The sequence below is a fragment of the Roseovarius confluentis genome, from assembly GCF_002917925.1.
Taxonomy (GTDB): domain Bacteria; phylum Pseudomonadota; class Alphaproteobacteria; order Rhodobacterales; family Rhodobacteraceae; genus Roseovarius; species Roseovarius confluentis.
Window position 1 is genome coordinate 337,553 of sequence record NZ_PPFE01000003.1, and the last position, 24,713, is coordinate 362,265.

Here is a 24,713-nt window from a genome sequence, read left to right on the forward strand (position 1 = left end):
AGGATGCCCAAGGAAGAATGGGGTGTGAAGCGCGTCTGCCCGACGACGGGCAAACGGTTTTACGACCTGAACAAAGATCCGATCGTCAGCCCCTACACGGGCGAGGTTGTCGAGCTGCATTCCGGCAAGAGCCGGTCGATCACCGCGGACGCGGAAGATGCCGAGACCAAGAAGATGAAGGGCAACGAAGTCGACGAGGAAGTCATCGAGGATGATGATGATGTCGATGTGGACCTGGGCGACGATGTTCTGGACGACGACGACGACGATGATAACGTCTCGCTCGATGATATCGCGGACGTTGCGTCGGACGACGACGAAAGCTGAACCAAGTTGTGAGAGGGCGGGATTTTCCACTTGATCCCGCCTGCCGCTTTACCTAGAACGCGGCAAATGACGGCCCGGCGACGGGCCATCGGTTCGGGGCCTTAGCTCAGCTGGGAGAGCGCCTGCATGGCATGCAGGAGGTCAGCGGTTCGATCCCGCTAGGCTCCACCAAATCCCGTTGAATTTATTGATGAAATTCGCACCGTGACCACTGTGCCCCGCCCATGCCCCTAAATTTCAATAGTTCATTTGCTCCAACAGAGCAGCAGTTGAGTGGACTTGAGTATGATACTGGATTTATCGGACATGACAGGCTTAGTAGTGTGAGTCGTTACTTGGTTTCTGGTGATTGTTTCTTGGTAAGTTTATTAAGTTACAATCAGAGTTAAGTGCCCCGGGTTGCCGGAATATTGCCTTGACGGCGGCACCATTCCGGCAGGCGAGGCGCTGCTGCACATGATAACCGACCGCGCGATCGAGCCCACGCGCAACGTGTTTCGCGCCAGCCGCCCACTGCGTACGATGTCCGGGGCAATCCCGTCCCTCGAGCGCTGCCACCCATTCCGCATCTTCCCGCGGCCATGGACTGCCGTGTCGCCGTGCGCCGGGCATTGCGGGCCGGACCCAACCGGGGGCTGCCGCTGTAGGGGTTGGGCGCGACCGCCACACGACGCCATTTCCCCACGCGGCAGGATGTTCTGGGCGACAACGAGGACATGCTGATCGCCGCGGTGACCCTGTTGCAGCAGCCGCCTCCCTGACCGGAGCAGCACCGACCGCGTGGCAACGCAGGGCGGAACCTTGCGCCTGGGCCGCACGTTGATCGGGCAGGCTTGCACACACTGCAGGCTGAAGTTCGCGAAAGGATTTTCCCGATGTTCCTGCTGCATTCGGTCGTTGTGGCCCTGACTCGCCGTGTTGCAACTCAACCCGTTCGCATCGCGCCCTGGCGGCTAAGCGTCGGTGCAGAGCGTGACAGGTCGTGATGACCGACAGCGACCACACCGCGCGACTGGCTCGGCTGGACCGGTTGGCCAACACTCTGGATTCCAAGTTCCGGATTCCACTGCTCGGCATCCCGGTCGGGTGGGATTCGATTTTGGGGCTGATACCGGGGGTGGGTGACTTGGTCCCCCTTGGGCCCGGTGCCTGGATCATCGTCGAAGGGCACCGGATGGGGGCGCGCAAGCGGGTGCTGGGGCGCATGGCGCTGAACACCGGGGTCGACACGGTAATTGGTGGCATTCCCCTGATCGGCGACGCGTTTGACCTGTTCTTCAAATCCCACCGCCGCAACGTGGCGCTACTGCGCCGCGATCTGGATGTTCCGTCGGCAGCAGGAGGGCAGACGCCCGAATTTGCACGCAGCTGAAGTGGTGCTCTGGCGCAACCTGCAAAAGGCTTGGCAGATCAAGAAGCCGTTGTTCAAAGTACTCGGTTTCCTATAGGCTTTGCTTGTCAGGAGGACGCATGGCAGACCACAGGGATTTCCCAATCGTCGGTATCGGTGCTTCCGCCGGAGGGCTGGATGCCTACAAGCGGTTTCTGAAGGCGTTGCCGGGGGATACCGGAGCTGCCTATATCCTGATTCAGCACCTGGATCCGAACCATCCCAGCATGATGGCGGACCTGTTGACGCGGCAGACCTCGATGACCGTGGTGCAGGCCGCGGATGACATGTTGCTGGAGCCGAACACCGTCTACGTTATCCCGCCGGGCAAGTTCATCCGCCTGATCGACCGCAAACTGAGCCTTGATGCGCCGGTCGAGGAAAAGGGCATGCGCATGGCGATCGACTATTTCTTCCGGTCGCTGGCCGAGGAGCGAGAGGAAAAGGCGATTGGCATCGTTTTGTCGGGCACCGGCAGCGACGGCACGCTGGGCCTTCGCGAGATCAAGGCGGCGGGTGGCATGGCGATGGCGCAGGACGCTGTTGAGGCCGAACATGACGGGATGCCGCGCAGCGCTTTCAACACCGGACTTGTGGATTTCGTCCTGCCGGTGGCCGAGATGCCCGAGCGGTTGACGCAGTTCTTCGAGCATCCGTATCTGCGCAAGCCGGCGGATGCGGACAAGTCCCTGTCGCAGCAGGCTGGCGAAGGGTACAACGAAGTCCTGCGGCAGCTGCGGCTGCAGACCGAGTATGAATTTGGCAACTATAAGCGCGGCACGGTGGAACGGCGCATCCAGCGGCGCATGGGGCTGGGCCAGTTCCGGGAGCTGTCCGATTATGTCGCTTACCTGACCCAGACTCCCGAGGAAGTGCACTGCCTCTTTCGCGACCTTCTTATCGGCGTGACGCGGTTTTTTCGCGAGCCTGAAGTCTGGGAGGCTCTTGCCGACAAGGTGATCGAGCCGATGCTGGACGGCAAAAAGAAGGGGGAAGCGATCCGTGCCTGGGTGCCCGGTTGTGCCAGCGGGGAAGAGGCCTATACGCTTGCCATGACGATCTTCGACCGGCTGGACAGGCGTCGCGTGGATTGTCCGGTTCAGGTGTTTGCCACGGATCTCAACTCGAAGGCCATCGAAGTCGCCCGTAGCGGCGAGTATCCCGCCGCTGCGCTGCCCGACATACCCGAGCGGTTGCGGCGCAATTTCGTCGTCGAGCATAACGACACGTTCCTGGTCAGCAAGCGGCTGCGCGAAACCGTGGTTTTTGCCACTCAAAACGTGATTTCGGACCCGCCCTTTTCGCGGTTGGACATCATCAGCTGTCGCAACGTGATGATCTATCTCGAAACCGATGTGCAGCAGCGGATGATCGAGATGTTCCACTTTGCGCTGGGCGAGGGCGGGCACCTGCTGCTGGGCAATTCAGAGAACGCGGAACGGCCCGGTCGCCTGTTCACGGCGGTCGACAAAAGCAGCCGGATCTATCGCAAGGCAGTCAACAGCCGGGTTCGGCCGGGGAAGTTCCCCGCTCCGCCGAGCGGAACGGGTGACGGTCCGAAACTGGCGTCGCGCCCGCGCTCTTTCGCGCCGGTTGCCGAAACCGCGCGACGGCAACTGCTGGAGCGCTTCGTGCCGCCCTGCGTGGTCGTCAACAAGAGCCTCGAGGCGCTTTATTTTCACGGGACGATGCGCGACTATCTGCAGTTTCCGGATGGCGAGCCGACCAGCCGGTTGCCTGAAATCGTAGTGCCCGAGTTGCGCGGCAAGCTGCGCATGGTCCTGAACACGATGCGATCGGGCGGCGAAGAGGCGGAGGCGGTTGCGCTGAACGTGCCGCGCGGCGGCGGCCAGATCAGTGTCCGGATTTTCGCTGAGAAAGTCGACGGGAGCGACGGTGAGCCCAACTATCTTGTCTGCTTCGAAGATGCTTCGGACTTGCGCGATACCGATGCAGAGGCAGACGCGCGGGCCAAGGCCCGCAAAGCGGCCGGACCGGGTGAGCGCGATGCGGTCGAAACGCTGGAATACGAACTGCAATCAACGCGCGAAGACCTGCAATCGACCATCGAGGAGATGGAGACCTCGAACGAAGAGCTGAAAGCCTCGAATGAAGAGGTCATGAGCATGAACGAGGAGTTGCAGTCGACCAACGAGGAACTGGAGACCTCGCGCGAGGAACTGCAATCGCTCAATGAGGAATTGTCTACGGTCAACAGCCAGCTCGAGGACAAGATCGAGGAACTGGAGCAGACCAACAACGATCTCAACAACCTGCTGACCTCGATCGACATCGGCGTGATCTTCCTTGATACCGACCTGCTGATTCGCCGGTTCACGCCAGCGATGAAGGAGGTGATGCGCATCCTTGACGGCGATATCGGCCGGCCGGTCGAGGACATCGTGATGCGGGTGCAGGACCCGAACCTGATCGAGGACGCGCGGACCTGTCTTGATAAACTGAGCGATATCGAAGCCGAGATCAGTACTGATGACGGCAGGCACCGCATCCGCCGCCTGCGCCCTTACCGGACGTCGGACAACAAGATCGGGGGGGTGGTGGTTTCATATACCGACGTCACCAACCTTCAGAGAGCCCGTGCTGCCGCCCGACGTCGCGAGGCGCAACAGGAGGCTGTTGCCGAATTGGGCCGCCTGGCGCTTTCGGGGGCGGAACTTCAGGATGTTCTGGACATGGCCGTGCGCGAATTGTCGGAGCATATGAACGTGCGGTTCACCAAGGTGCTTCAGCTTGATCCTGGCGGCGGCCGATTGACCCTCCGGGCAGGCGTCGGTTGGACCGAGGCGACGGTTGGGGAGTCGACAGTCGGCACAGGCGTCGAAAGCCAGGCGGGGTATACGCTGCAACAGCGCAGTGCCGTGGTGGTCAGGGATTTCCGCGAAGAAAAGCGGTTTACAGCGCCGAGACTGCTGAAGGATCATCACATCCTGTGCGGTGCCAGCGTGATGATCGGCCCGCATGAAGCGCCATGGGGTGTTCTGGGCGTGCATGAATGCAGCCTCGAACGCTGTGGCTTTGACGCCGACGACATAAATTTCCTACAGGCGACGGCGAATGTTCTGTGGCTGGTGATTGCGCGCGGGCGGGCGCTGGACAGCATCGAGGAAGAGCGCCGACAACTGCGCGACATGGCGGACAGTCTGCCGATCCTCTTTGCCGTGATCGACGGCGACCAACGTTACGAGTTCGTCAACAAGGCCTACGAGTTCTGGGGCCGGACCGCGGACGAGATCGAGGGGCTGCGGATGTCGGACCTGGTGAACCCCGCGGCCTACGAGGTCGTTGCCCCTTATGTCGCCGGCGCTCTTCGCGGCGAAGAGCAGACATTCGAGGTGTCGATCGGGTCGGACACGAACGGCGCGCAACGCGATGTATTGGTCAGTTATGCGCCGAGACGGAATGCGGCGGGTGCGGTGACGGGGTTTTATTCCGCCGCGCTGGACGTGAGCGAGCGCAAGCGGTTGGAGCGCGACCTTGCAGAGCGCTTCGACCAGTATCGCACGCTGGGTGAATCGATTCCGTTCGGGGTGTGGATCAACGATGCGGAGGGCAATCTGACCTATGTCAGCCCCGCTTTCCTGGAACTGGTCGGCAAGACGCTGGAAGAGGCACAGACCGCAGGCCTGAGCGACTGCGTCGCGCCCGAGATGCGCGACGAGATCAAGGAACTGTGGACCGAAACGCTGCGCACCGGAACGCCGTGGGAGCGAGAGCTGGATATCATCGGCAAGGACGGCAAGATCTATCACACACTGGCGCTGGGGCGGCCTATCCGCGATGCCACTGGCCGCATCACCTCTTGGGTTGGGCTGAATCTGGACATCACCGAACGCAAGGCGGAGGCGGCACGGTTGGCGGTCATCTCGGCCGAACTGGATCATCGGGTGAAGAATATCCTGGCGACGGTGTCGACCATCACCCGGATGACAGGGCGGTCGTCGAACACGTTGGAGGGCTATCGCGACGCGCTTCAGGCGCGGATCAGGGCGATGGCGGCGGCGCACCGGCAACTGGCGGATGCCAAGTGGCAGGGCATGTCGTTGAGGAGCCTGATCGAGACCGAGATCGACCCTTATCGCGCGAGCCGGGTGGATGCGATCCATCTTGACGGGCCTTACGTGGAATTGCCACCTGGCCTTGTGCAGACGCTGGCGCTGGGCTTTCACGAACTTACGACCAATTCCAGCAAGTACGGCGCGCTGTCGACCGAGGAAGGGCGGCTGGATGTCAGTTGGCAAAATGAGGACGGCTTGGAAATAAACTGGATCGAATCCGGTCTTTCGGGCGTTGAGGCCCCGACGTCGGCAGGGTTTGGCACAACGCTGTTGACGCGCATCCTTGCGGCCCAAGGCGCTGACGTGACAATAGACTATCGCGATACGGGTATTCATGTAAGGATTGCACTGTCGGATTTGACGTGAAGCCGCGTCGGGAGCAACCGCGATGAAGGTACTGGTACTGGAAGACGATCCTCTGTTGCAGGTCGACTTGGCGGAAATGCTCGAGATGATGGGGCACGAAGTGGTCGGGCCGTTCAGCGCAGAGGCGCCCGCCATGCAGTCCTGCGACGCGGCCCTGCCCGATGCGGCTTTCGTGGATTTCAATCTTGGCAAGGACCGCAATAGTTCAGTCTTCGCGCGGCGCCTTCACAAGGATGGGGTGCACTTCGCTTTTCTGACGGCGCATGGACGGCAATACTTGCCGGCCGATCTTGGAGAGGTGCTGGTGATAGAAAAGCCGTATACCGAGGCGCAACTGGAGTGGTTTCTAGGGGGTGCTCGTCACTGACGGGGTTACCGGCTTGGACGGTGTGCTGCGGCCCATGCGCGACAAAGCTTCGATCACGATTTCCGCTGGTTCGGTTTTGTCGATGGTGATCACGGATGGGTCGAGATCAGTGATGCGGCGTTGTTCGCCAAGGATACCGCTGTAGATCACGGTGGACACGCCCCGAGACTGCAGTACGGCCAGAAGGCGTTTGCCCTCGGGCTCGTTCAGGAATGCGTCTGAAAAGGAATTGCCCAGATCGAGGTCGAGGATGCAGTAGTCGAAACCGCCGGAATCGATCGCGGCAAGCGCATCCCGGTAGGAGCATGCGCTTTTCAAAGACTGATATCCGGCGTCACTGAGCGCGACTTCGAGGCCGACACAAATGAACGGATCGTCTTCGACGACAAGGACCGAAGGCAAGGAAATGACACTATCCTCAGATATTCTGTTCGCGCCTTAGTGTAGCGTTGTCGCCGAAGAATCGCAATGTGGTTGAGCCGAGTTGAGCGGGGCGCCGCCTTGGGCAGAATCACAGAAACTGTTGCAGCAGGATCTGCGTGGCGCGGTCTGCAGGCAGAAACTGATTGTGAATTTTCACGCCGGGTTTGGGGCCCGGTGCGGCGCGTGCGGGACTGCTGCGAGATTTCATGATCGTTATCCTGATTGTTGCGTGATCATGGGTCTTGCGCAGATGTGTTTTGGTTCAATCACGGTCCTGCGCTCGGGGCTTGTAAAGCGCCGGGGACAGGCCATTTTTCAGAGGAACGCATCAAACGGGGGTATCCATGACCTACCAAAAGACTGAAGACGCGGTGGCACGACTGACGCCAGAGCAATACCGCGTCACGCAAGAGAACGGCACCGAGCGGCCGTTTACCGGCGAATACAACGACACCAAGGAAGCTGGTATCTACGTGGACATCGTTTCCGGCGAGCCGCTGTTCGCCTCGTCTGACAAGTTCGAGAGCGGCTGTGGCTGGCCCAGCTTCACCAAGCCGATCGAGCCGGCGCATGTGACCGAGTTGCGAGACGCCTCGCTTGGCATGGTTCGCACAGAAGTACGCAGCGCCCATGGCGACAGCCATCTGGGCCACGTCTTTCCCGACGGGCCGCAGGACAGGGGCGGGCTGCGATACTGCATCAACTCTGCTTCGCTGCGGTTTATCCCGCGTGACGAGATGGAGGCCGAAGGCTATGGTGACTACCTGGATCAAGTGGAGGACGTGTAATGGCTGAAGAACGCGCAGTGCTGGCAGGCGGATGTTTCTGGGGCATGCAGGAGCTGATCCGCAAGATGCCGGGTGTGGGCAAGACCCGGGTGGGTTACACTGGCGGTGACGTGCCCAACGCCACCTATCGCAATCACGGCACCCATGCCGAGGGGATTGAGATTTGGTTTGATCCCGACAAGATCAGCTACCGGCAGATCCTGGAGTTCTTTTTCCAGATCCACGATCCGACCACGCCTAACCGGCAGGGCAATGACGTCGGGATGAGCTATCGTTCGGCGATCTACTATGTGAACGACGAGCAGAAAGCCGTGGCCGAAGACACGATTGCCGACGTGAACGCCTCGGGCCTGTGGCCGGGTAAGGTCGTGACCGAGGTGGAGCCGGTGGGCGATTTCTGGGAGGCTGAGGCCGAACACCAAGATTACCTGGTGCGGTTCCCAGCCGGCTATACCTGCCATTTTCCCCGGCCCGACTGGGTGCTGCCGCGACGCGACGCGGCGGAATAACCCGCAGAAATTCGCGCTTCGATCTGACTCTCAGGGCCGTCCCACCGCGGGCGGCCCTGTTCGTTTCCTAAAGATCTACCCAAAATTACCCTGTTGCTTCGTGGGTCGAGACACTTAGTATTCCCCGCACAAACAGGGAGAGAGAACCAATGAACAAGATGATCGGAGCCGGCGTTACCGCCGCGCTGTCCTTCGCTTTTGCCGGAGAAGCCTTGGCCGTCGAATGGAACGTGTCCGTCTGGGGCAAGCGCCGCGCCTTTACTGAGCACGTCGAGAAACTGGCCGAGCTGGTCGCCGAAAAGACCAACGGCGAGTTCACCATGAACGTCAGCTATGGCGGCCTTTCGAAGAACCGCGAGAACCTTGACGGTATCTCGATCGGCGCGTTCGAAATGGCGCAGTTCTGCGCGGGCTATCACCCGGACAAGAACCGCGTCGTGACCGTTCTGGAGTTGCCGTTCCTGGGTGTCAGCAACCTCGATGAGGAGGTCGCCGTGTCCACCGCCGTTTATAATCACCCGGCCGCCGCCGAGGAGATGGCGCAGTGGAACGCCAAGCTGCTGATGACCTCGCCGATGCCGCAATACAACCTTGTCGGAACGGGCGAGCCGCGCGACGAACTGGCCGACTTCGAAGGGATGCGGGTGCGCGCCACCGGCGGTCTTGGCGAGGCGTTCAAGGCGGTGGGGGCGGTGCCCACCTCGGTGACCGCGACCGAAGCCTATCAGGCGATGGAATCGGGCGTCGTCGACACCGTGTCGTTCGCCCAGCACGCGCATCTGAGCTTTGGCACGATCAACCAGGCGGACTGGTGGACGGCCAACCTGAACCCCGGCACGGTGAACTGCCCGGTGGTGGTGAATATCGACGCCTATGAAGGGCTGAGCGACGAACACCGCGAGGCGCTGGACAGCTCGGTGCCCGAGGCGCTGGACCATTACCTTGCCAATTATGCAGAGCTTCTGAAGCGCTGGGACAGCGTTCTGGAGGAAAAAGGCGTCGAGAAGGTGATGATCTCGGACAGCGTGAAGGAAGAGTTCAAGGCCCAGGCCGCAGACCCCGCACGCGAGGCCTGGATCCAGGAAATGGAAGCGCAGGGCCTGCCGGGCCAGGAGCTTTACGATCTCGTGCAAAGCACGCTGGAAGAGCATCGCGCGTCGAACTGAGCGCGGCTGGCCGTCCGGGGGCTGACCCCGGACGGCCTCTTCAAGAAAGGTGCCGAGCATATGGTCGTAGAAGTGAACCAACTGCCGCTGATCATTCTTCTGAAGGTGTCTGACCCGGATGGTCATAAGATCCATACCGAGGAATATCGTATCTCGGCCACCTCTTACGCGCCGCCGATCCCCGATGTCGGGCAGTCGTGGAACCTGTGGGTCGACGGCAAGAACTGGCCCTGCATTGTCCTGAAAAAGACGGTGACGACCAGCTTTGGCGGTAACGGGTTGGGCACCACGTTGAGCATCGCCGTCGAAAGAACGGACTAGCCGATGGCCGGGGCCGCGACCGTTCTGAGCGACAGCAGCCTGTTGAGCCGGCTGGACCGCGCGCTGCTGCCCGTGGAGCGGTTCATGGCGCTGCTCAGCGGGATCGCGGCGTTTTCCCTCATGTTCCTTGCGGCCTACTCGGTGTCGGGGCGCAAGTTCTTCGGGGCGCCGTTGGCGGGATACGTGGATTACATCGAGGTGCTGATGCCGCTGATCGCCATCATGGGCGTGTCATACGTGCAGCGCGAGGGTGGGCACATCCGCATGGATATCCTGATCGGCAATCTGCACGGGCGTATCCTGTGGTTGCTGGAGCTGATCACGGTACTTCTGGTGCTGTTGCTGATGGTCGCATTGATGTGGGGGGCTTGGGCGCATTTCGACCGGTCTTTCGACTGTGCGCGCCCCTTGTGTTCACGCGATAGCACGATCGATATCGGCTTGCCGGTCTGGCCGGCCAAGCTGGTGGTGCCGGTGGCGTTCGGTGTGCTGGTGCTGCGGTTGGTGTTGCAAGTGGTGGGCTATGGGCGTGCCTTTTTCCTTGGACTGGAGCGGCCCGTGGCCGTGCCGTTGACGCTGTCGGTGGCCGATCAGGCGCGGCTTGAGGCCGAGCAACTGGAAGGGCGCGACTGATGGAACCGATCACCATCGGCCTTTGGACCACCGGCTTCATGCTGGTGATGGTGGTCATCGGGATGCGCGTGGCCTTTGCCGCGGGGCTTGCGGGGTTTCTGGGGCTGATCGTCATCTTCTGGTCCAAGAAGGATTTCGGCGGCGAGGATTTCTGGTGGGCTTTGACGGTGGCGGTCAAGACCGCGGGGCAGGTGCCGCATTCCAAGGTGTCGGCGAACGCACTTTCCCTGATCCCGACCTTCATCCTGATCGGGTACCTGGCCTATTACGCCGGCCTGACACGCGCCCTGTTCGAGGCCGCCAAGCGGTGGATCGCCTGGGTGCCCGGGGGCCTCGCCGTGTCGACGGTTTTCGCCACAGCCGGGTTTGCGGCTGTGTCGGGCGCGTCGGTGGCCACGGCGGCTGTCTTTGCCCGCATAGCTATCCCGGAAATGCTTAAGATTGGGTATAACAAACAGTTCGCTGCTGGTGTGGTGGCCGCGGGAGGCACGTTGGCCAGCCTTATTCCGCCCTCGGCGATCCTTGTGATTTACGCGATTATCGTGGAGCAGGACGTGGGCAAATTGCTGCTCGCCGGCTTCATTCCGGGCGCGTTTTCGGCCATCGTCTATGCCGCGCTGATCATCGGAATCGCAGTCATTTTCAAGTCGGTGGGGCCGCCGGTGGGCGGGTTCACCTGGCGCGAGAAATTCGCCTCTCTGCCTGCCGCGCTGCCCATCGTGGCGGTGGTCGTCATCATCATCTTCTTCGTCTACAACCCGTTCGGCGACGCCTGGGGCACGCCCACCGAGGGCGGGGCCGTGGGGGCGTTCATCGTGTTCCTGATGGCGCTCTGGCGCGGCATGCGGTTGGGCGAGTTGAAGTCGGCCCTGATCGAGACCGCCAAGCTGACGGTGATGATCTTCACCATCATCTGGGGCGTGTTGATTTACGTGCGATTCCTGGGGTTTGCGGACCTGCCGGGGGCGTTTGCCGACTGGATCACCTCGCTGACCGTGTCGCCGATGCTGATCCTGATCTGCATCCTGCTGGCCTATGCCGTGCTGGGCATGTTCATGGATGCGATCGGGATGCTGTTGCTGACGCTGCCGGTGGTCTATCCGGCGGTCATGGCGCTGAACGGGGGCGAGTTCGTCAGCGTCGAGGACAGCGCGTTCGGCATGTCGGGCGAGATGTGCGCGATCTGGTTCGGGATCCTGGTGGTCAAGATGGCGGAGTTCTGTCTGATCACGCCCCCTATCGGCCTGAACTGTTTCGTGGTGGCCGGGGTGCGGCCGGACCTGAGCGTGCAGGACGTGTTCAAGGGCGTGATGCCGTTCTTCATCGCGGATGCGGTGACGATCGGGCTGCTGGTGGCGTTTCCGATCATCGTGCTGTGGCTGCCGGGGTTGGCGTAGGCCGGCGAATCACTTGGTTAATCAGGGGCTTTGGCCGAAAAACCGGTGTCGGTATCGCGTCGGTATCCGAGTGGTATGTCGACGGTGCGATTTCTTCCGGCGTCCGGTGTTAACGGATCGGGCGTTGCGCATCGGGTCCGTGTGGCGGTTTTGAGTATTTTTGGAACGATGAAAGCCGGGGTCGGGTCATCTGCGGCAGACGGTCCGCGCGGTGGCGAGGATCGTGTCCGCCGAGGGCATGGTGGCGGCATAGGCCGGTCCGGTGGCGATGAAGCTGTCGGTGGCGGTGAGGCGGCTGTGGGGGATGTCGGTGTGTTCGGTGAAGAGCGCCATCAGCGCCTCGGCCACGCCGCCGGAATGGCGGGTTTCGTCCACGATCAGGATGCGGTTGCAGTCCGCCACGGCGTCCAAGAGGGCGGGGCCGGGCAGGGGTGAGAGCCAGCGCAGGTCGATGACGCGGGATTTGATGCCGTCGGCGTCAAGTTGGGCCTGCGCCTGGCGCGAAAGGTGGTGGCCGTTGCCGAAGGTGACGATGGCCAGATCGGTACCGTCGCCGTGCTGGCCGACCTGGCCCAATGGGATGGTTTCGGACGGGTCGGGATAGGTCGTAAGCCAGGCGTTGTCGCCCGTCTCCGTGAGGTCGCGCATGGGGTAGAGGGCGATCGGTTCCAGGAAGACGACGACGCGCTGTTCCTCGCGCGCGAGGCGGACGCATTCGCGCAGCATGCGGGCGGCGTCGGCGCCGGTGGAGGGGCAGGCGAGGACCAGGCCGGGAATGTCGCGCAGGACGGCGATGGAATTGTCATTGTGGAAATGCCCGCCGAAGCCCTTTTGATAGCCGAGGCCCGCGATGCGGAGGACCATGGGGTTGGTGTATTGGCCGTTCGAGAAGAAAGGCAGGGTCGCGGCCTCGCCGCGCAGCTGATCCTCGGCGTTGTGGAGGTAGGCGAGGAACTGGATTTCCGGGATGGGCAGAAAGCCGTTATGGGCCATGCCGATGCCGAGGCCGAGGATGGAGGTCTCATCGAGCAGGCTGTCGATCACGCGCGCGGGGCCGAAGCGGTTTTGCAGCTTTTGCGTGACGCCGTAGACGCCGCCCTTGCGGCCCACATCCTCGCCCATGAGGGTGATTTCGGGGTGGGTGAGCATGAGATCGGTGAGCGCCCAGTTGATGTGACGCGAGAGGATCTGCGGCTCTTCCATCGCCTTGAGGTCGGGGCCAAAGGCCTGCGCGCGGGCCTCGGCGCTGGGACCGTTGGTGGGGGCGCATTCGCGTTTCGGCGGGATGAGGGAGGCCATGACGTCTTGCGCGGTTTGCAGGCGCGGCCGTGTGGCGGCGCGGTCGCAGGTCTTTTCGACCTCGGCGCAGGTTTCGGTGTAGAGGGTGCGGGCGTCCTGTGGGGTCAGGATGCCGGCGCTTTGCAGCAGGCGGACGGAATGCAGCAGGGGGTCGTTGGCCTCGTCGGCCTCGACCTCGGATTTGGGCAGGTAGGTGGTGGGCACGTCGGCGCCGGCATGGCCGTAGAGGCGCACGGTGCGGATGTGCAGGAAGACCGGCTGGCGGTGCGTGCGGGCGTGGTGGGCGGCGCGCTGGGCGGTGGCGTAGGTGTCGTAGATATCCAGCCCGTCGCAGGCCATGTAGGTCAGGCCCGGACGGTGCGCGAAATTGGCGGCGATCCAGCCCTTGGGGGTCTTGACCGAGATGCCGATGCCGTTGTCCTCGCAGACGAAAAGCATTGGCAGGGGGACGTTCTGATAGGCGGTCCAGGCGGCGGTGTTGAAGGCGGCCTGGGCGCTGGCGTGGTTGGCCGAGGCGTCGCCGAAGCTGGCCATGACGATGCTGTCGCGGGGCAGTTGTTCGTGCTCTGGCGCGTGGCGGCGGGCGAGGCCGAGAGAATAGGCGGTGCCGACCGCCTTGGGCAGGTGGCTGGCGATGGTGGAGGTCTGGGGCGGGATGTTGAGCGCCTTGGACCCCAGCACCTTGTGGCGGCCGCCCGAGATGGGATCCTCGGAGGAACAGGCGAAGGAGAGGGCCATGTCCATGGCGATGTCCTCGTGGCCGGTTTGCAGGGCGCGGGCGATCTGGAAGGCGGCGTCGCGGTAGTGCAGGAAGGCCATGTCGGTGGGGCGCAGGGCCGCGGCGACGGCGGCGAGCCCCTCGTGCCCCGAGGAGCCGATGGTGTAGTAGCCTTGCCCGGCCTTTTGCATGACGCGCGCCTGGGCGTCGAGCGCGCGGGAGAGGCATTGCGCGTGGAAGATGAGGCGGGCGGTGTCGGGATCGAGCGGGCCGGAGGGATCGCGGCCCGGGGGCAGGTCGCCGGTGCCTGTGCGGTTCAGGAAGTTTTCATGCACGATCTGGGCGCGGTCCATGGGCTGGCTCCTTCTTGTGAGAAAAGGCGTAGCCAAGCGGCGCGGGAATGGGAAGGGTCAGGTGCCGGGATCGTGGCGGGTGACGCCGCCGATGGCCGTGGTGAGGTCGGTCGCGGCCTGCATCACGGCGGCGCTGAGCCGGTCGATGTCGCCGGTGCCGACGCGGCTGGTGGGGCCGGACACGGAAATGCCGGCGACGGGCTCGTTGTTGAAATCGAAGACCGGGGCGGCGATGCAGCGCATGCCGATATTCTTTTCCTCGCCGTCGATGGAATAGCCGCGGGCGCGGGTGCGGGCGAGTTCGGACCGCAATATGTCGGCGTCGGTGATGGAGTGTTCGGTGTAGGCTGTCAGGGTCTGACCTTGCAGCAGCCGGGCAAGGCGGGCGTCGTCCATTTCGGCCATCAGCGCCTTGCCGATGCCCGAGGCATGCATCTGCGAGAGCGTCCCGGGCGGAAAGAAGGCGCGGATGCTGGCATGTGTTTCGACCTGGCTGACGAAGAGGACCTGGCCGGAGGTTTCGACGCCCAGGTTGGCGGTTTCGCCGGTCGCTTCCATCAGGCGGCGCAGGATGGGGCGGGCGCGTTCGACAAGCGTGGTGCGGCGCAGGAAGCGGGCGCCGATGATGAACGCCTGCGGGCCGATATGCCAGGCCTGTTCCTCGGGGTCGAATTCCACGAGGCCGCGCGTTTCCAGAGTGACGAGCACGCGGTAGAGGGTGGCGGGGGACTGATCCATCTCGGTCGCTAGTTCGGAGAGCGCCTTGCCCTGGTGCTGGCTGACGTAATCGAGCACCTCCATGGCGCGGTCGAGGGATTTGATGGTGTTCTGATCGGTCTTGTCGTCCCAGCCGCGGGGGCGGCCGCGGGCGCGTCTTGGGGAGGGATTCGGGTCGGCCATTTGGTGCCTCGATATAATTTTGAAATATTACTTCACAATATGAAAAATATAAGCATCTGACAAGTATAAATAAATCAACCCTGATCAAAAATGAAAAACGATTTCAAAAAAATTTTCAAGCGTGGGCAAGCCCTGTACACAGGCGGTGAGTTTTGGAGGAGACGAACATGAGTTTTCAGAATCCCGTTTTCATTCCCGGCCCGACCAACGTGCCGGAGAGCCTGCGCAAAGCCTGCGACATGCCGACGATCGACCACCGATCGGCCATCTTCGGGGATATCCTGCACCCTGCACGCGCGGGCGTGCAGAAGGTGCTGAAGTCGACCTCGGCGGAGGTGTTCATCTTTCCGTCGACCGGCACTGGCGGCTGGGAAACGGCGCTGACCAACACGTTGTCGCCGGGCGACAAGGTGCTGATCGCGCGCAACGGCATGTTCAGCCATCGCTGGATCGACATGTGCGAGCGCCATGGTCTTGACCTGGTGGTTGATGAGACCCCCTGGGGCGAAGGTATTTCCGCCGCGCGCTATGGCGAGATCCTGAGTGCCGACAAGGGGCACGAGATCAAGGCGGTGCTGGCCACGCATAACGAGACGGCGACCGGCGTGAAGTCGGATATCGAGGCGATCCGCAAGGCGATGGACGCCGCCGGCCACCCCGCGATGTTGTTCGTGGACGGCGTCAGCTCCATCGGGTCGATGGATTTCCGTATGGACGAATGGGGCGTGGACGTTGCCGTGACCGGCTCGCAAAAAGGGTTCATGCTGCCTGTTGGCCTGGCCATCGTCGGGTTCAGCGAAAAGGCGATGGACGCGACGAAGTCGGCCAAGCTGCACCGGACGTTCTTTGACGTGCACGACATGCTGAAAGGCTACGCGGCCAGTGCATATCCCTATACGCCGGCGGTGGGCCTGATGAACGGTCTGAAAGTGTCCTGCGACATGCTGCTGGACGAAGGGCTGGACGCGGTTTTCGCCCGTCACACACGCATTGCCGATGGCGTGCGGGCGGCGGCAAAGGCATGGGGAATGCCGCTTTGTGCCAAGTCGCCGGAGGTTTACTCGGATACGGTGAGCGCTATCTGCACGCCTGAAGGCTTCAACGCGACCGAGATCGTGACCCATGCGGCGGATGCCTATGGAATGGCGTTCGGCGTGGGCCTTGGTGAGGTCGCGGGCAAGGTGTTCCGCTTTGGTCACCTTGGAAGCCTGACGGATGCGATGGCCCTGTCCGGCCTTGGCACGGCGGAAATGTGCATGGTGGACCTGGGTCTTGATATCGAACTTGGGTCCGGTGTGGCAGCGGCACAGGATGTGTGGCGCCGGCGCCCGGCCCAGAGCCAGAAGGACGCTGCCTGATGAAGGACGCCACGGAGATGTATATCCCCACATACCAGGACATGCTGGACGCGCATGAGCGGATCAAGCCGCATATCAACCGAACGCCGGTGTTGCAGTCGGCCTATCTGAACGAGTTGACCGGCGCCGAGCTGTTCTTCAAGTGCGAGAACTTTCAGGAGCCGGGGGCGTTCAAGGTCCGTGGCGGATCGAATGCCGTGTTCGGCCTGAGCGACGAACAGGCCGAGAAGGGTGTGGCGACGCACTCGTCCGGCAACCACGCGCTGTGCCTGAGCTATGCGGCGGGGCGGCGCGGGATCCCGTGCAACGTGGTGATGCCGCGCACGGCGCCGCAAGCCAAGAAGGACGCCGTGCGGCGCTATGGCGGGACGATCACGGAATGCGAGCCGTCCACCAGCAGCCGCGAGGCGGTGTTTGCCGAGGTACAGGAAAAGACCGGCGGCGAGTTCGTGCATCCCTATAACGACCCGCGCGTGATCGCCGGGCAGGGGACGTGTTCCAAGGAGTTCATGGAGCAGGTCGACGGGCTGGAAATGATGGTCGCGCCCATCGGGGGCGGCGGCATGATTTCGGGCACCTGCCTGACCCTGTCGAACCTGGCTCCCGAGGTGAAGATCATCGCGGCCGAGCCGGAGCAGGCGGATGACGCCTATCGCAGTTTCAAGGCCGGGCACATCATTGCCGACGACGCGCCGGACACGATTGCCGACGGGCTGAAAGTGCCGCTGAAGGACCTGACCTGGCATTTCGTGTCGAACCACGTCAGCGAGATGTACACCGCCAGCGAGGAAGAGATCATCGAGGCGATGAAGATCACGTGGAAGTACCTGCGGATCGTCATGGAGCCCAGCTGTGCCGTGCCTCTGGCGGTGATCCTGAAGAACAAGGATGCCTTCAAGGGCAAGCGCGTGGGTGTGATCGTGACCGGCGGCAATGTCGACCTGGACAAGTTGCCGTGGATGACGTGATTCCTTTGCACCCGGTTGCGGTTTCCGATAGGAAACTTACGTAGTTGATACGAACCGGCAGGGCGGCGTGGCCCTGCATGACCAAGATATTCATGGATAGGGAGAGATCCGATGAAAGACATGAGCAATCTCGACGATTTCGAAGTGGGCTTCGACATTCCGGCCAAGCCGGGGATGTCCGAGGCCGAGATCCAGACGCCCTGCCTGGTGCTGGACCTCGACGCGCTGGAGCGCAACATCAAGAAGATGGGCGACTATGCCAAGGAGCATGGTATGCGTCACCGCACCCACGGCAAGATGCACAAGTCCGTGGACGTGCAGAAGCTGCAGGAACAACTGGGCGGCGCGTGTGGCGTCTGCTGTCAGAAAGTCTCCGAGGCCGAGGTGTTCGCCCGTGGCGGCGTCAAGGACATCCTGGTGTCGAACCAGGTGCGCGACCCGGCCAAGATCGAGCGGCTGGCCAAGCTGCCGAAACTGGGCGCGCGGACGATCTGCTGCGTGGACGACCTGGCCAACGTGGCCGACCTGTCGGCGGCGGCGCAGAAGCACGGCACCGAGATCGAGTGCCTTGTCGAGATCGACTGTGGCGCAGGCCGCTGCGGCGTGACGACGACGCCGGAAGTGGTGGAGATTGCCAAGGCGATCGACGCGGCGGACGGGCTGAAATTCTCGGGCATCCAGGCCTATCAGGGCGCGATGCAGCACATGGACAGCTATGACGACCGCAAGGAAAAGATCGACATCGCCGTGGCGATGGTGAAGGACGCGGTCGACACGCTGAAGGCCGAAGGGCTGGAGTGCGACATCGTCGGCGGTGGCGGCACCGGGTCGTACTACTTCGAGTCGAACTCGGGCGTGTATAACGAGCTGCAGTGCGGGTCCTACGCCTTCATGGACGCCGATTATGGCCGCATCCTGGACAAGGACGGCAAGCGGATCGACCAGGGCGAGTGGGACAACGCGTTCTTCATCCTGACCTCGGTCATGTCCCACGCCAAGGCGGACAAGGCGATCGTCGATGCCGGCCTGAAGGCGCAGTCGGTCGACAGTGGTCTGCCGGTGGTGTTTGGCCGCGATGACGTCGAATACATCAAGTGCTCGGACGAGCATGGCGTGGTGAAGGACCCCGGCGGCGTGCTGAAGGTCAACGACAAGCTGAAGCTGGTGCCGGGCCACTGCGACCCCACCGCCAACGTGCATGACTGGTACGTCGGCGTGCGCGGCGGCAAGGTGGAAACCGTCTGGCCGGTGTCGGCCCGCGGCCACGCGTACTAAACCCAATTCTTCCTGTGGACTGTCGGGGTTGGCATTTCGCTGACCCCGCTTTTTTGAAAGGCCCCCAAACATGATCATTGTTCCCGAGCGCGAGATTGCCGACCTGATGACCCGAGAGGCGGCGTTCGATGCCGTCGAAAAGGTTTTTGCCGCGATGGCGGCGGGTGACGCGTATAACTTTCCCGTCGTCCGCGAGGCGATCGGGCACGAGGACGCGCTATACGGCTTCAAGGGCGGGTTCGACAAGGCCGGCCTGACGCTGGGGCTGAAGGCCGGGGGCTACTGGCCCAACAACCTTGAGAAGCGGGACATCATCAACCACCAGTCGACGGTGTTCCTGTTCGATCCCGATACCGGCAAGGCCAAGGCGATGGTGGGCGGCAACCTGTTGACCGCGCTGCGCACCGCCGCCGCATCGTCGGTGTCGATCAAGCATCTGGCACGCAAGGACGCCAAGGTGATCGGCATGGTCGGCGCGGGCCACCAGGCGACGTTCCAGCTGCGCGCGGCGCTGGAGCAGCGGGACTTCGAGAAGGTGATCGGCTGGAACTATCACCCCGAGATGCTGCCCAATATCGAGAAGGTCGCCAAGGAAGCCGGCGTGGCTTTCGAGGCGGTCGAACTGGAGGGCATGACGGAGGCGGACGTGATCATCTCGATCACCTCGTCCTTTGACGCGACGCTGATGGCCGACCATGTCGGTGCGGGGTGTCACGTGGCCTGCATGGGCACCGACACCAAGGGCAAGCAGGAGGTCGAGGCGGCGCTGTTGCAGAAGGCGACGGTGTTCACCGACGAGGTGGCGCAGTCGATCAGCATCGGTGAAGCGCAGCACGCGGTGGGCGAGGGCTTGATTACAGAGGGCGACGTTCACCAACTGGGCGCGGTCATCAACGGCACCCACAAGGGCCGCAGCAGCGATGACGAGATCACCCTGTTCGACGGTACCGGCGTTGGCCTGCAGGATCTTGCCGTTGCGGCGAGTGTTGTGGATCTGGCGGTCGAGCAGGGCCGCGCAATCGAGGTGGATTTCTGATCATCTGATACGAGGCCGCGACCGTGCACGCCGCATGACGTGCGTGGCGCTCGGGGCCAAGGCCGGGATTCGAGTATTTTCGGCAAGAAAAAGCAGGGGCGCGGGCGCAGGCTCGCGCCCTTTGCGTGTTGTGGTGCACCTTGGCGCCGGGATGCCTGCGGGCATGGCGGAGGCGAGTGTCAGCCCCTGGGGTGGCGATCAGGCGGCAAGTCTGAAGCATTTTATGCCTGCCACATACATCCTCGGAATGATCGGTGCGCCCAGCCTCAGCCAAATCGCCAGCCCAAGGGAGGGGCTGACGATGGCCGGGCCGCGTCGCGGCTGTTAACCGGCTGCGGGCTATGCTCCGATGTTTTAAAAGGGCTGACTACGAAAATCTCTGCGCTGCCGCAGCGGTCCGCAATCATCTGCGCGGCAACATGCAAAGGGCCGGCGTACAAGCCTGCGCCCTGTCTTCTGGCTCAGGAAGGTATTGTCGGAGACGCCGACGCGGATCACTGGCGCACCGGCGATCGTGGTGCGGAACGCACCGGGCGGATAAATCGTCGATGGCAGGAGGTGTGGGTGCAGTGCCCCGGGCGCGGACCTGCCGCGCCCGGGGACAGGGATCAGTCGGCGGTGTCTGCCACCGTGGTGGCGTTGCGCCTTTCGCGGGCCAGCTTGTACTGCCCGTAGAAGCCGTAGAGCAGCGAGGCGAGGCTGAGCAGCAGCAGCGCCGCGGTGATCGGCCGGGCGGCAAACTCCAGGTAGTTCTGATCGGCGATGATCAGGCCCTGCCGCAGGCTTTTCTCTGCGATGGGGCCCAGAACGAGGCCGATGATGAACGAGGCCACGGGGTATTTCATCACCCTCAGCAGCACGCCCACCACGCCGAAGGCCAGCATCACCCCGATATCGACCATGTTGCCGTTGAGCCCGTAGACCCCGGTCATGCACATCACGATGATGGCGGGGCCGACATAGGCATAGGGCACCGTCAGGATCAGCGCGAAGTAGCGCGCGGCGCGGACGCCGAAGGCCAGCATCAGGATATTGGCGAACATCATCGCGATGAAGACCGAGTAGACCAGCCGCGTGTTCTGTTCCATCAGCAGGGGGCCGGGGATGATGCCATGCACCGTCAGACCGCCCAGCATGACCGCCGTGGTGGCGCTGCCCGGGATGCCGAGGGCCAGGAGCGGGATCATCGAGCCGCCGACGGCCGAGTTGTTGGCCGACTCGGGCGCCGCGATGCCCTCGGCCACGCCGGTGCCGAATTTCTCGGGGTGGCGCGACCAGCGGACCGCTTCGGAATAGCTGATGAAGGAGGCCGTGGTGGCGCCGACGCCGGGCAGGGCGCCGATGATCGCGCCGATGACCGAAGAGCGCGCCAGCGTGCCGCTGCTGTCCTTCATTTCCTTGCGGGAGGGCAGCTTGGTCGACACGTCGGTGATCGCGGTCGAGGATTTGTTGCCTTCGCCCACGCGGGTCAGGACCTCGGCCATGGCGAAGGTGCCGATGATGACGGGCACGAAGCTGATGCCGGTCAGCAGCATGTTGTTGCCGAAGGTATAGCGGCCCATGCCGGTGATCGGATCAAGCCCCACGGTGGCGATGCCCAGGCCGATCAGGCCCGCGGTCAGCCCCTTGAGCACCGAGCCGCCGCCGATGGAGGCGATGGCCGAGATGCCCAGCACGGCGAGGGCGAAATATTCGGGCGGGCCGAATTCCAGTGCCAGTTGCGCCATGGGCGGGGCCAACAGCATCAGCACCGCCGTGCCGAAGATGCCGCCGATGGCCGAGGAGGCCAGCGCGATGCCCAGGGCCTTGCCGGCCTCGCCGCGCTTGGCCATCGGGTAGCCATCGAGCGCGGTGCAGGCGGCCTCGGGCGAGCCGGGCGTGTTGAAGAGGATGGCGGAGATCGACCCGCCGAACGTGGCCCCGACATAGACGCCGCCGAGCAGCAGAAGGCTTTGTTCGCTCTCGAAAGCATAGGTGAAGGGGATCAGCAGGGCGACGCCGACGATGCCGGTCAGGCCCGGGACGGACCCGAAGGCGATGCCCCAGATCACGCTGAAAACGATGAAGAAAAGGTTGGTCGGGCTGCTCACGATATAGGTGAGCGCGTCGAGATATTCGGCCATTGGCGCAGGTTCCCGTGGATCAGTAGAGGAGCAGGCTGAGTTCGTAGAACGGACCGACGCCGCGCGGCAGCGGAAGCGACAGGCCGTAGGCGAAGAGCAGCGTCAGCAAGGCGGTGAAGATCGGCGCGAAGGCGACTTTGACCCAGAAACGTCCGCTGGGGATCATCGCAGAGGCGGCCCAGAGGAACACGATCGTCGACAGCACGAAGCCAACCTTGCCGAAGGCGATGAAGTAAAACAGGACCAGAAGCCCCATTGCGCTCATGCGTCCGATGGTGCCCCAGTCCGCCGGGTTGACCGAGGTCGAGGCCGGGACGCGCCGGGCCGCGAGCATGTCGCGCAGGCTGCCCAGGGCGACGAGGCCCGAGGTGAGGGCCATCAGGCCGAAGGTGATCTTGGGCCAGAAATCTGTGTCGATGCCTTCGTAGCGGGGCGAGACGGGAAAGCCGTCCGCGATCAGCCAGAACCAGACTGACACCGCAAAGAGCCCGAGTGCGAAGGAAAATTCGATGATGTTCTTGGACATGTCCGCTCCTGCCGAGACAATCAAGGAACGGGGGGCGCGGTGAGGCGCCCCCCTGTCAATGCGATGCGGCGGTATTACTCGATATAGCCGAGTTCGCGCAGGACCGTGGTGTAGGTCTCGATCTCGCCGTCGATGAAGGTCTGGAATTCATCGGGACCCAGCAGTTCGGAGCGGTATTGAAGCGCGTTCTGCTCTTCGAACTTCTTGTAGCTTTCGGTCGCCACGGCTTCCTCGATGTCGGCATAGAGCGTCTCGGCGTTTTCGGCGGAGTCCTCGGCCTGCATCGCGAAGGCGCGCCAGCGGCCAAGGGTCACGTCCCAGCCTTTCTCGGTGGCGGTGGGCACGTCCTCGAGGACCGGCAGACGCTCTTCGGAGAACACGACCAGCGGGCGCATGTCGCCGGAATCGTAAAGGCCGCGTGCGGGGCCGTATTCTTCGAACATGGCGTCGACCTGGCCGCCGAGGGTGTTGGACACCATCTCGGACGAGGAAAACGGCACGGTGCCGAAGTCGGCTTCGGCTTCCAGGCCGAAGAGGCCGACGGTGATTTCGTCGAAGCCGGCCGCGCCGGACAGCGCGATCTTCAGGTCGCCCGGGTTGTCCTTGGCGTGCTGCACGAACTGGTCGATGGTCTCGAACTCGCTGTCCGCGGGCACCCAGATGAGGGCCTGGTCATATTGGACGCGGGCCAGCGGCTTGAAATCGGCCATGTCGATGCGGCCCTGCACGTGCGCGATGATCTGCGCCGGGCTGATCGCCATCAGCGAGTGACCGTCCGCGGGGCGCTGGGTGAAGTTCACGACTGCGGGGATGCCGCCGCCGCCCTGGACCGAGATCGACACCATGCTTTCGCCGGTGATCTCCTCGAACGGTTGCGCCACGGCGCGCACGAAACGGTCGGTGCCGCCGCCGGGGCCGTACTGGTGCACGACCTCGACGCTGCGCGACGGGTAGTCGTCCTGCGCGAGGGCGGGTCCGGCCAGCAGGCTGGAGCCGAGCAGGGCCGCGATGGCGGCGGGTTTCATGGTAGTATGGAACGTCATTTGGTTCTCCTCCCTTGGGTTCCGGTTTGCGCATCGAACGGATCCGATACGCGGATCGACTTGCGGCCTTGACGGCACCGCGAACCGGGGGCCGTCAAGACGAGGCCCGGCGCGCAGTGGCGGCCGGGCCCTGAATTCGTCATGCGGCGGTCAGTGCAGCCACGTCGGTTTCGTCAAGCACCTGCATGGCGGCGTCAACCCCGCCCTTCTGGTGCGGGATGCCGGCCTTCTTGAGGCCCATCTCGACGCCGGACAGCGTGCCCATCAGCATGGCGTCGTTGAAATCGCCCAGGTGCCCGATGCGGAACACGCGGTCGGCGACCTTGGACAGGCCGTTGCCGAGCGAGATATCGAAATGTTCCAGAGTGGTGGCGCGGAAGGCGTCGGCGCTGTGGCCCTCGGGCACGACGACGGCGGTCAGAACACCGCTTTCCTGCCCCTGCTGGCGGCAGAGCACGTCCAGCCCCCAGGCGCGGACGGCGGCACGGGTTGCCTGGCCGTGGCGCTGGTGCCGGGCGAAGACATTGGGCAGCCCCTCGTCATGCAGCATCGCGATGGCCTCGTTCAGGCCGTAAAGCAGGTTGGTGCCGGGCGTGTAGGGGAAATAGCCGGTCTGATTCGGGCCGCGCATATCCTGCCAGTCCCAGTAAGAACGACGCATCCCGCCGGTTTCGGAAATCTTCATCGCCTTGGCGCTGACCGCGTTGAACGACAGGCCGGGTGGCAGCATGAGGCCCTTCTGCGAACCTGAAACGGCGACGTCCACGCCCCACTCGTCGAAGCGGAAATCGACCGAGGCGAGGCCGGAAATCGTGTCGACCATCAAAAGCGCGGGGTGGCCGGCCTCGTCGATGGCGCGGCGTACCTCGGCGATGGGGGAGACCGAGCCGGTCGAAGTCTCGTTATGCACGACGCAGACGGCCTTGATCTCGTGGTTGGTGTCCTCGCGCAGGCGCTGGCCGATGGCCTCGGGGTCGGCGCCACCGCGCCAGTCGCCCTCGATGAACTCGGCCTCGATGCCAAGACGCTTGGCCATCTTGTTCCACAGCGTGGCGAAGTGGCCGGTCTCGTACATGACCACGCGGTCGCCTTCGGACAGGACATTGACGAGCGCGGCTTCCCAGGCGCCGGTGCCGGAGGACGGGAAGATGAACACGTCCTGCTCGGTCTTGAAGATCGTCTTCATGCCTTCGAGCGCCTGCAGGCCGACCGCGGCGAAATCAGGTCCGCGGTGGTCCATCACCTGGGCCGAAATGGCGCGCAGGACGCGGTCGGGCACCGCGCTTGGCCCGGGAATTTGCAGAAAATGGCGGCCAGCTTTGTGCGTCATGGTGTATTGTCCTCCTCCCGG

21 protein-coding genes and 1 tRNA gene are annotated in these 24,713 nt (G+C 63.3%); 15 read left to right on the plus strand and 7 right to left on the minus strand.

Annotation, left to right across the window (positions count from 1 at the left end):
• The first annotated feature begins 3 nt into the window (after positions 1–3).
• The 5 genes from C2I35_RS09605 to C2I35_RS09630 all read left to right on the plus strand — a co-directional run bounded on the left by C2I35_RS09605 (position 4) and on the right by C2I35_RS09630 (position 6,526).
• Positions 4–327, plus strand: a complete 324-nt coding sequence (locus C2I35_RS09605) for a TIGR02300 family protein (RefSeq protein ID WP_103762815.1) — start codon at positions 4–6, stop codon at positions 325–327.
• A 95-nt stretch (positions 328–422) separates the two neighbouring features.
• Positions 423–498: transfer RNA gene (locus tag C2I35_RS09610), tRNA-Ala, on the plus strand.
• Positions 499–1,312: 814 nt separating this feature from the next.
• The gene (locus C2I35_RS09620; RefSeq protein WP_103762817.1) at positions 1,313–1,699 is read left to right on the plus strand and encodes a DUF4112 domain-containing protein; all 387 of its coding nucleotides are present in this window, start codon (positions 1,313–1,315) and stop codon (positions 1,697–1,699) included.
• A gap of 98 nt (positions 1,700–1,797) precedes the next feature.
• The gene (locus C2I35_RS09625; RefSeq protein ID WP_103762818.1) at positions 1,798–6,159 is read left to right on the plus strand and encodes a chemotaxis protein CheB; all 4,362 of its coding nucleotides are present in this window, start codon (positions 1,798–1,800) and stop codon (positions 6,157–6,159) included.
• Positions 6,160–6,181: 22 nt separating this feature from the next.
• Complete coding sequence (locus C2I35_RS09630) at positions 6,182–6,526, plus strand: response regulator (protein ID WP_103762819.1); 345 nt, start codon at positions 6,182–6,184, stop codon at positions 6,524–6,526.
• Here C2I35_RS09630 and C2I35_RS09635 read toward each other — a convergent pair.
• Complete coding sequence (locus C2I35_RS09635; protein WP_170067170.1) at positions 6,506–6,928, minus strand: response regulator; 423 nt, start codon at positions 6,926–6,928, stop codon at positions 6,506–6,508. The two genes, C2I35_RS09630 and C2I35_RS09635, sit on opposite strands and share 21 nt — an antisense overlap.
• Positions 6,929–7,293: 365 nt before the next feature.
• Between C2I35_RS09635 and msrB the strand changes: the two genes are divergently transcribed.
• The 6 genes from msrB to C2I35_RS09665 all read left to right on the plus strand — a co-directional run bounded on the left by msrB (position 7,294) and on the right by C2I35_RS09665 (position 11,763).
• Positions 7,294–7,737, plus strand: a complete 444-nt coding sequence (msrB, locus tag C2I35_RS09640) for a peptide-methionine (R)-S-oxide reductase MsrB (protein ID WP_103762821.1) — start codon at positions 7,294–7,296, stop codon at positions 7,735–7,737.
• Positions 7,737–8,246: a peptide-methionine (S)-S-oxide reductase MsrA gene (msrA, locus tag C2I35_RS09645; RefSeq protein ID WP_103762822.1), complete on the plus strand. Its 510-nt coding sequence runs from the start codon at positions 7,737–7,739 to the stop codon at positions 8,244–8,246. The genes msrB and msrA overlap by 1 nt, the downstream gene beginning before the upstream one ends.
• Before the next feature lie 149 nt (positions 8,247–8,395).
• Positions 8,396–9,412, plus strand: coding sequence for a C4-dicarboxylate TRAP transporter substrate-binding protein (locus C2I35_RS09650; protein WP_103762823.1), 1,017 nt, complete (start codon positions 8,396–8,398; stop codon positions 9,410–9,412).
• Between the two features lie 60 nt (positions 9,413–9,472).
• Positions 9,473–9,733: a hypothetical protein gene (locus C2I35_RS09655; protein WP_103762824.1), complete on the plus strand. Its 261-nt coding sequence runs from the start codon at positions 9,473–9,475 to the stop codon at positions 9,731–9,733.
• Between the two features lie 3 nt (positions 9,734–9,736).
• Complete coding sequence (locus C2I35_RS09660; RefSeq protein ID WP_103762825.1) at positions 9,737–10,366, plus strand: TRAP transporter small permease subunit; 630 nt, start codon at positions 9,737–9,739, stop codon at positions 10,364–10,366.
• A complete protein-coding gene (locus C2I35_RS09665) occupies positions 10,366–11,763 on the plus strand; it encodes a TRAP transporter large permease (protein WP_103762826.1) in 1,398 nt (465 codons plus the stop codon). Before C2I35_RS09660 ends, C2I35_RS09665 begins: the two co-directional genes overlap by 1 nt.
• Before the next feature lie 186 nt (positions 11,764–11,949).
• Here C2I35_RS09665 and C2I35_RS09670 read toward each other — a convergent pair whose 3' ends face one another.
• Both C2I35_RS09670 and bhcR read right to left on the minus strand, forming a co-directional pair.
• Entirely contained in the window at positions 11,950–14,133 is a 2,184-nt protein-coding gene (locus tag C2I35_RS09670; protein WP_103762827.1) for a dehydrogenase E1 component subunit alpha/beta, read from the minus strand.
• 57 nt (positions 14,134–14,190) lie between these two features.
• Positions 14,191–15,033, minus strand: coding sequence for an HTH-type transcriptional regulator BhcR (bhcR, locus tag C2I35_RS09675; RefSeq protein WP_103762828.1), 843 nt, complete (start codon positions 15,031–15,033; stop codon positions 14,191–14,193).
• A gap of 167 nt (positions 15,034–15,200) precedes the next feature.
• On the opposite strand from bhcR, the gene bhcA reads away from it, so the two are divergent.
• From bhcA to bhcD, 4 genes are all read left to right on the plus strand, one after another.
• Positions 15,201–16,391, plus strand: coding sequence for an L-aspartate--glyoxylate aminotransferase BhcA (gene bhcA, locus C2I35_RS09680; RefSeq protein ID WP_103762829.1), 1,191 nt, complete (start codon positions 15,201–15,203; stop codon positions 16,389–16,391).
• Positions 16,391–17,359 carry a beta-hydroxyaspartate dehydratase BhcB gene (gene bhcB / locus C2I35_RS09685; protein ID WP_103763003.1) on the plus strand — a complete coding sequence of 323 codons (969 nt, stop codon included), beginning with the start codon at positions 16,391–16,393 and terminating at the stop codon, positions 17,357–17,359. Before bhcA ends, bhcB begins: the two co-directional genes overlap by 1 nt.
• A gap of 111 nt (positions 17,360–17,470) precedes the next feature.
• Positions 17,471–18,634, plus strand: coding sequence for a 3-hydroxy-D-aspartate aldolase BhcC (gene bhcC / locus C2I35_RS09690; RefSeq protein ID WP_103762830.1), 1,164 nt, complete (start codon positions 17,471–17,473; stop codon positions 18,632–18,634).
• Positions 18,635–18,704: 70 nt separating this feature from the next.
• Positions 18,705–19,670 (plus strand): iminosuccinate reductase BhcD, encoded by a 966-nt coding sequence (gene bhcD / locus C2I35_RS09695; RefSeq protein ID WP_103762831.1) that lies wholly within the window; start codon positions 18,705–18,707, stop codon positions 19,668–19,670.
• A 608-nt stretch (positions 19,671–20,278) separates the two neighbouring features.
• Here bhcD and C2I35_RS09705 read toward each other — a convergent pair.
• The 4 genes from C2I35_RS09705 to C2I35_RS09720 all read right to left on the minus strand — a co-directional run bounded on the left by C2I35_RS09705 (position 20,279) and on the right by C2I35_RS09720 (position 24,692).
• Positions 20,279–21,793 (minus strand): tripartite tricarboxylate transporter permease, encoded by a 1,515-nt coding sequence (locus tag C2I35_RS09705; RefSeq protein WP_103762833.1) that lies wholly within the window; start codon positions 21,791–21,793, stop codon positions 20,279–20,281.
• 19 nt (positions 21,794–21,812) lie between these two features.
• Positions 21,813–22,319: a tripartite tricarboxylate transporter TctB family protein gene (locus tag C2I35_RS09710; RefSeq protein WP_103762834.1), complete on the minus strand. Its 507-nt coding sequence runs from the start codon at positions 22,317–22,319 to the stop codon at positions 21,813–21,815.
• A gap of 74 nt (positions 22,320–22,393) precedes the next feature.
• Entirely contained in the window at positions 22,394–23,362 is a 969-nt protein-coding gene (locus C2I35_RS09715) for a Bug family tripartite tricarboxylate transporter substrate binding protein (RefSeq protein WP_245890461.1), read from the minus strand.
• A gap of 139 nt (positions 23,363–23,501) precedes the next feature.
• A complete protein-coding gene (locus C2I35_RS09720; RefSeq protein WP_103762836.1) occupies positions 23,502–24,692 on the minus strand; it encodes a pyridoxal-phosphate-dependent aminotransferase family protein in 1,191 nt (396 codons plus the stop codon).
• Between the last annotated feature and the right edge of the window lie 21 nt (positions 24,693–24,713).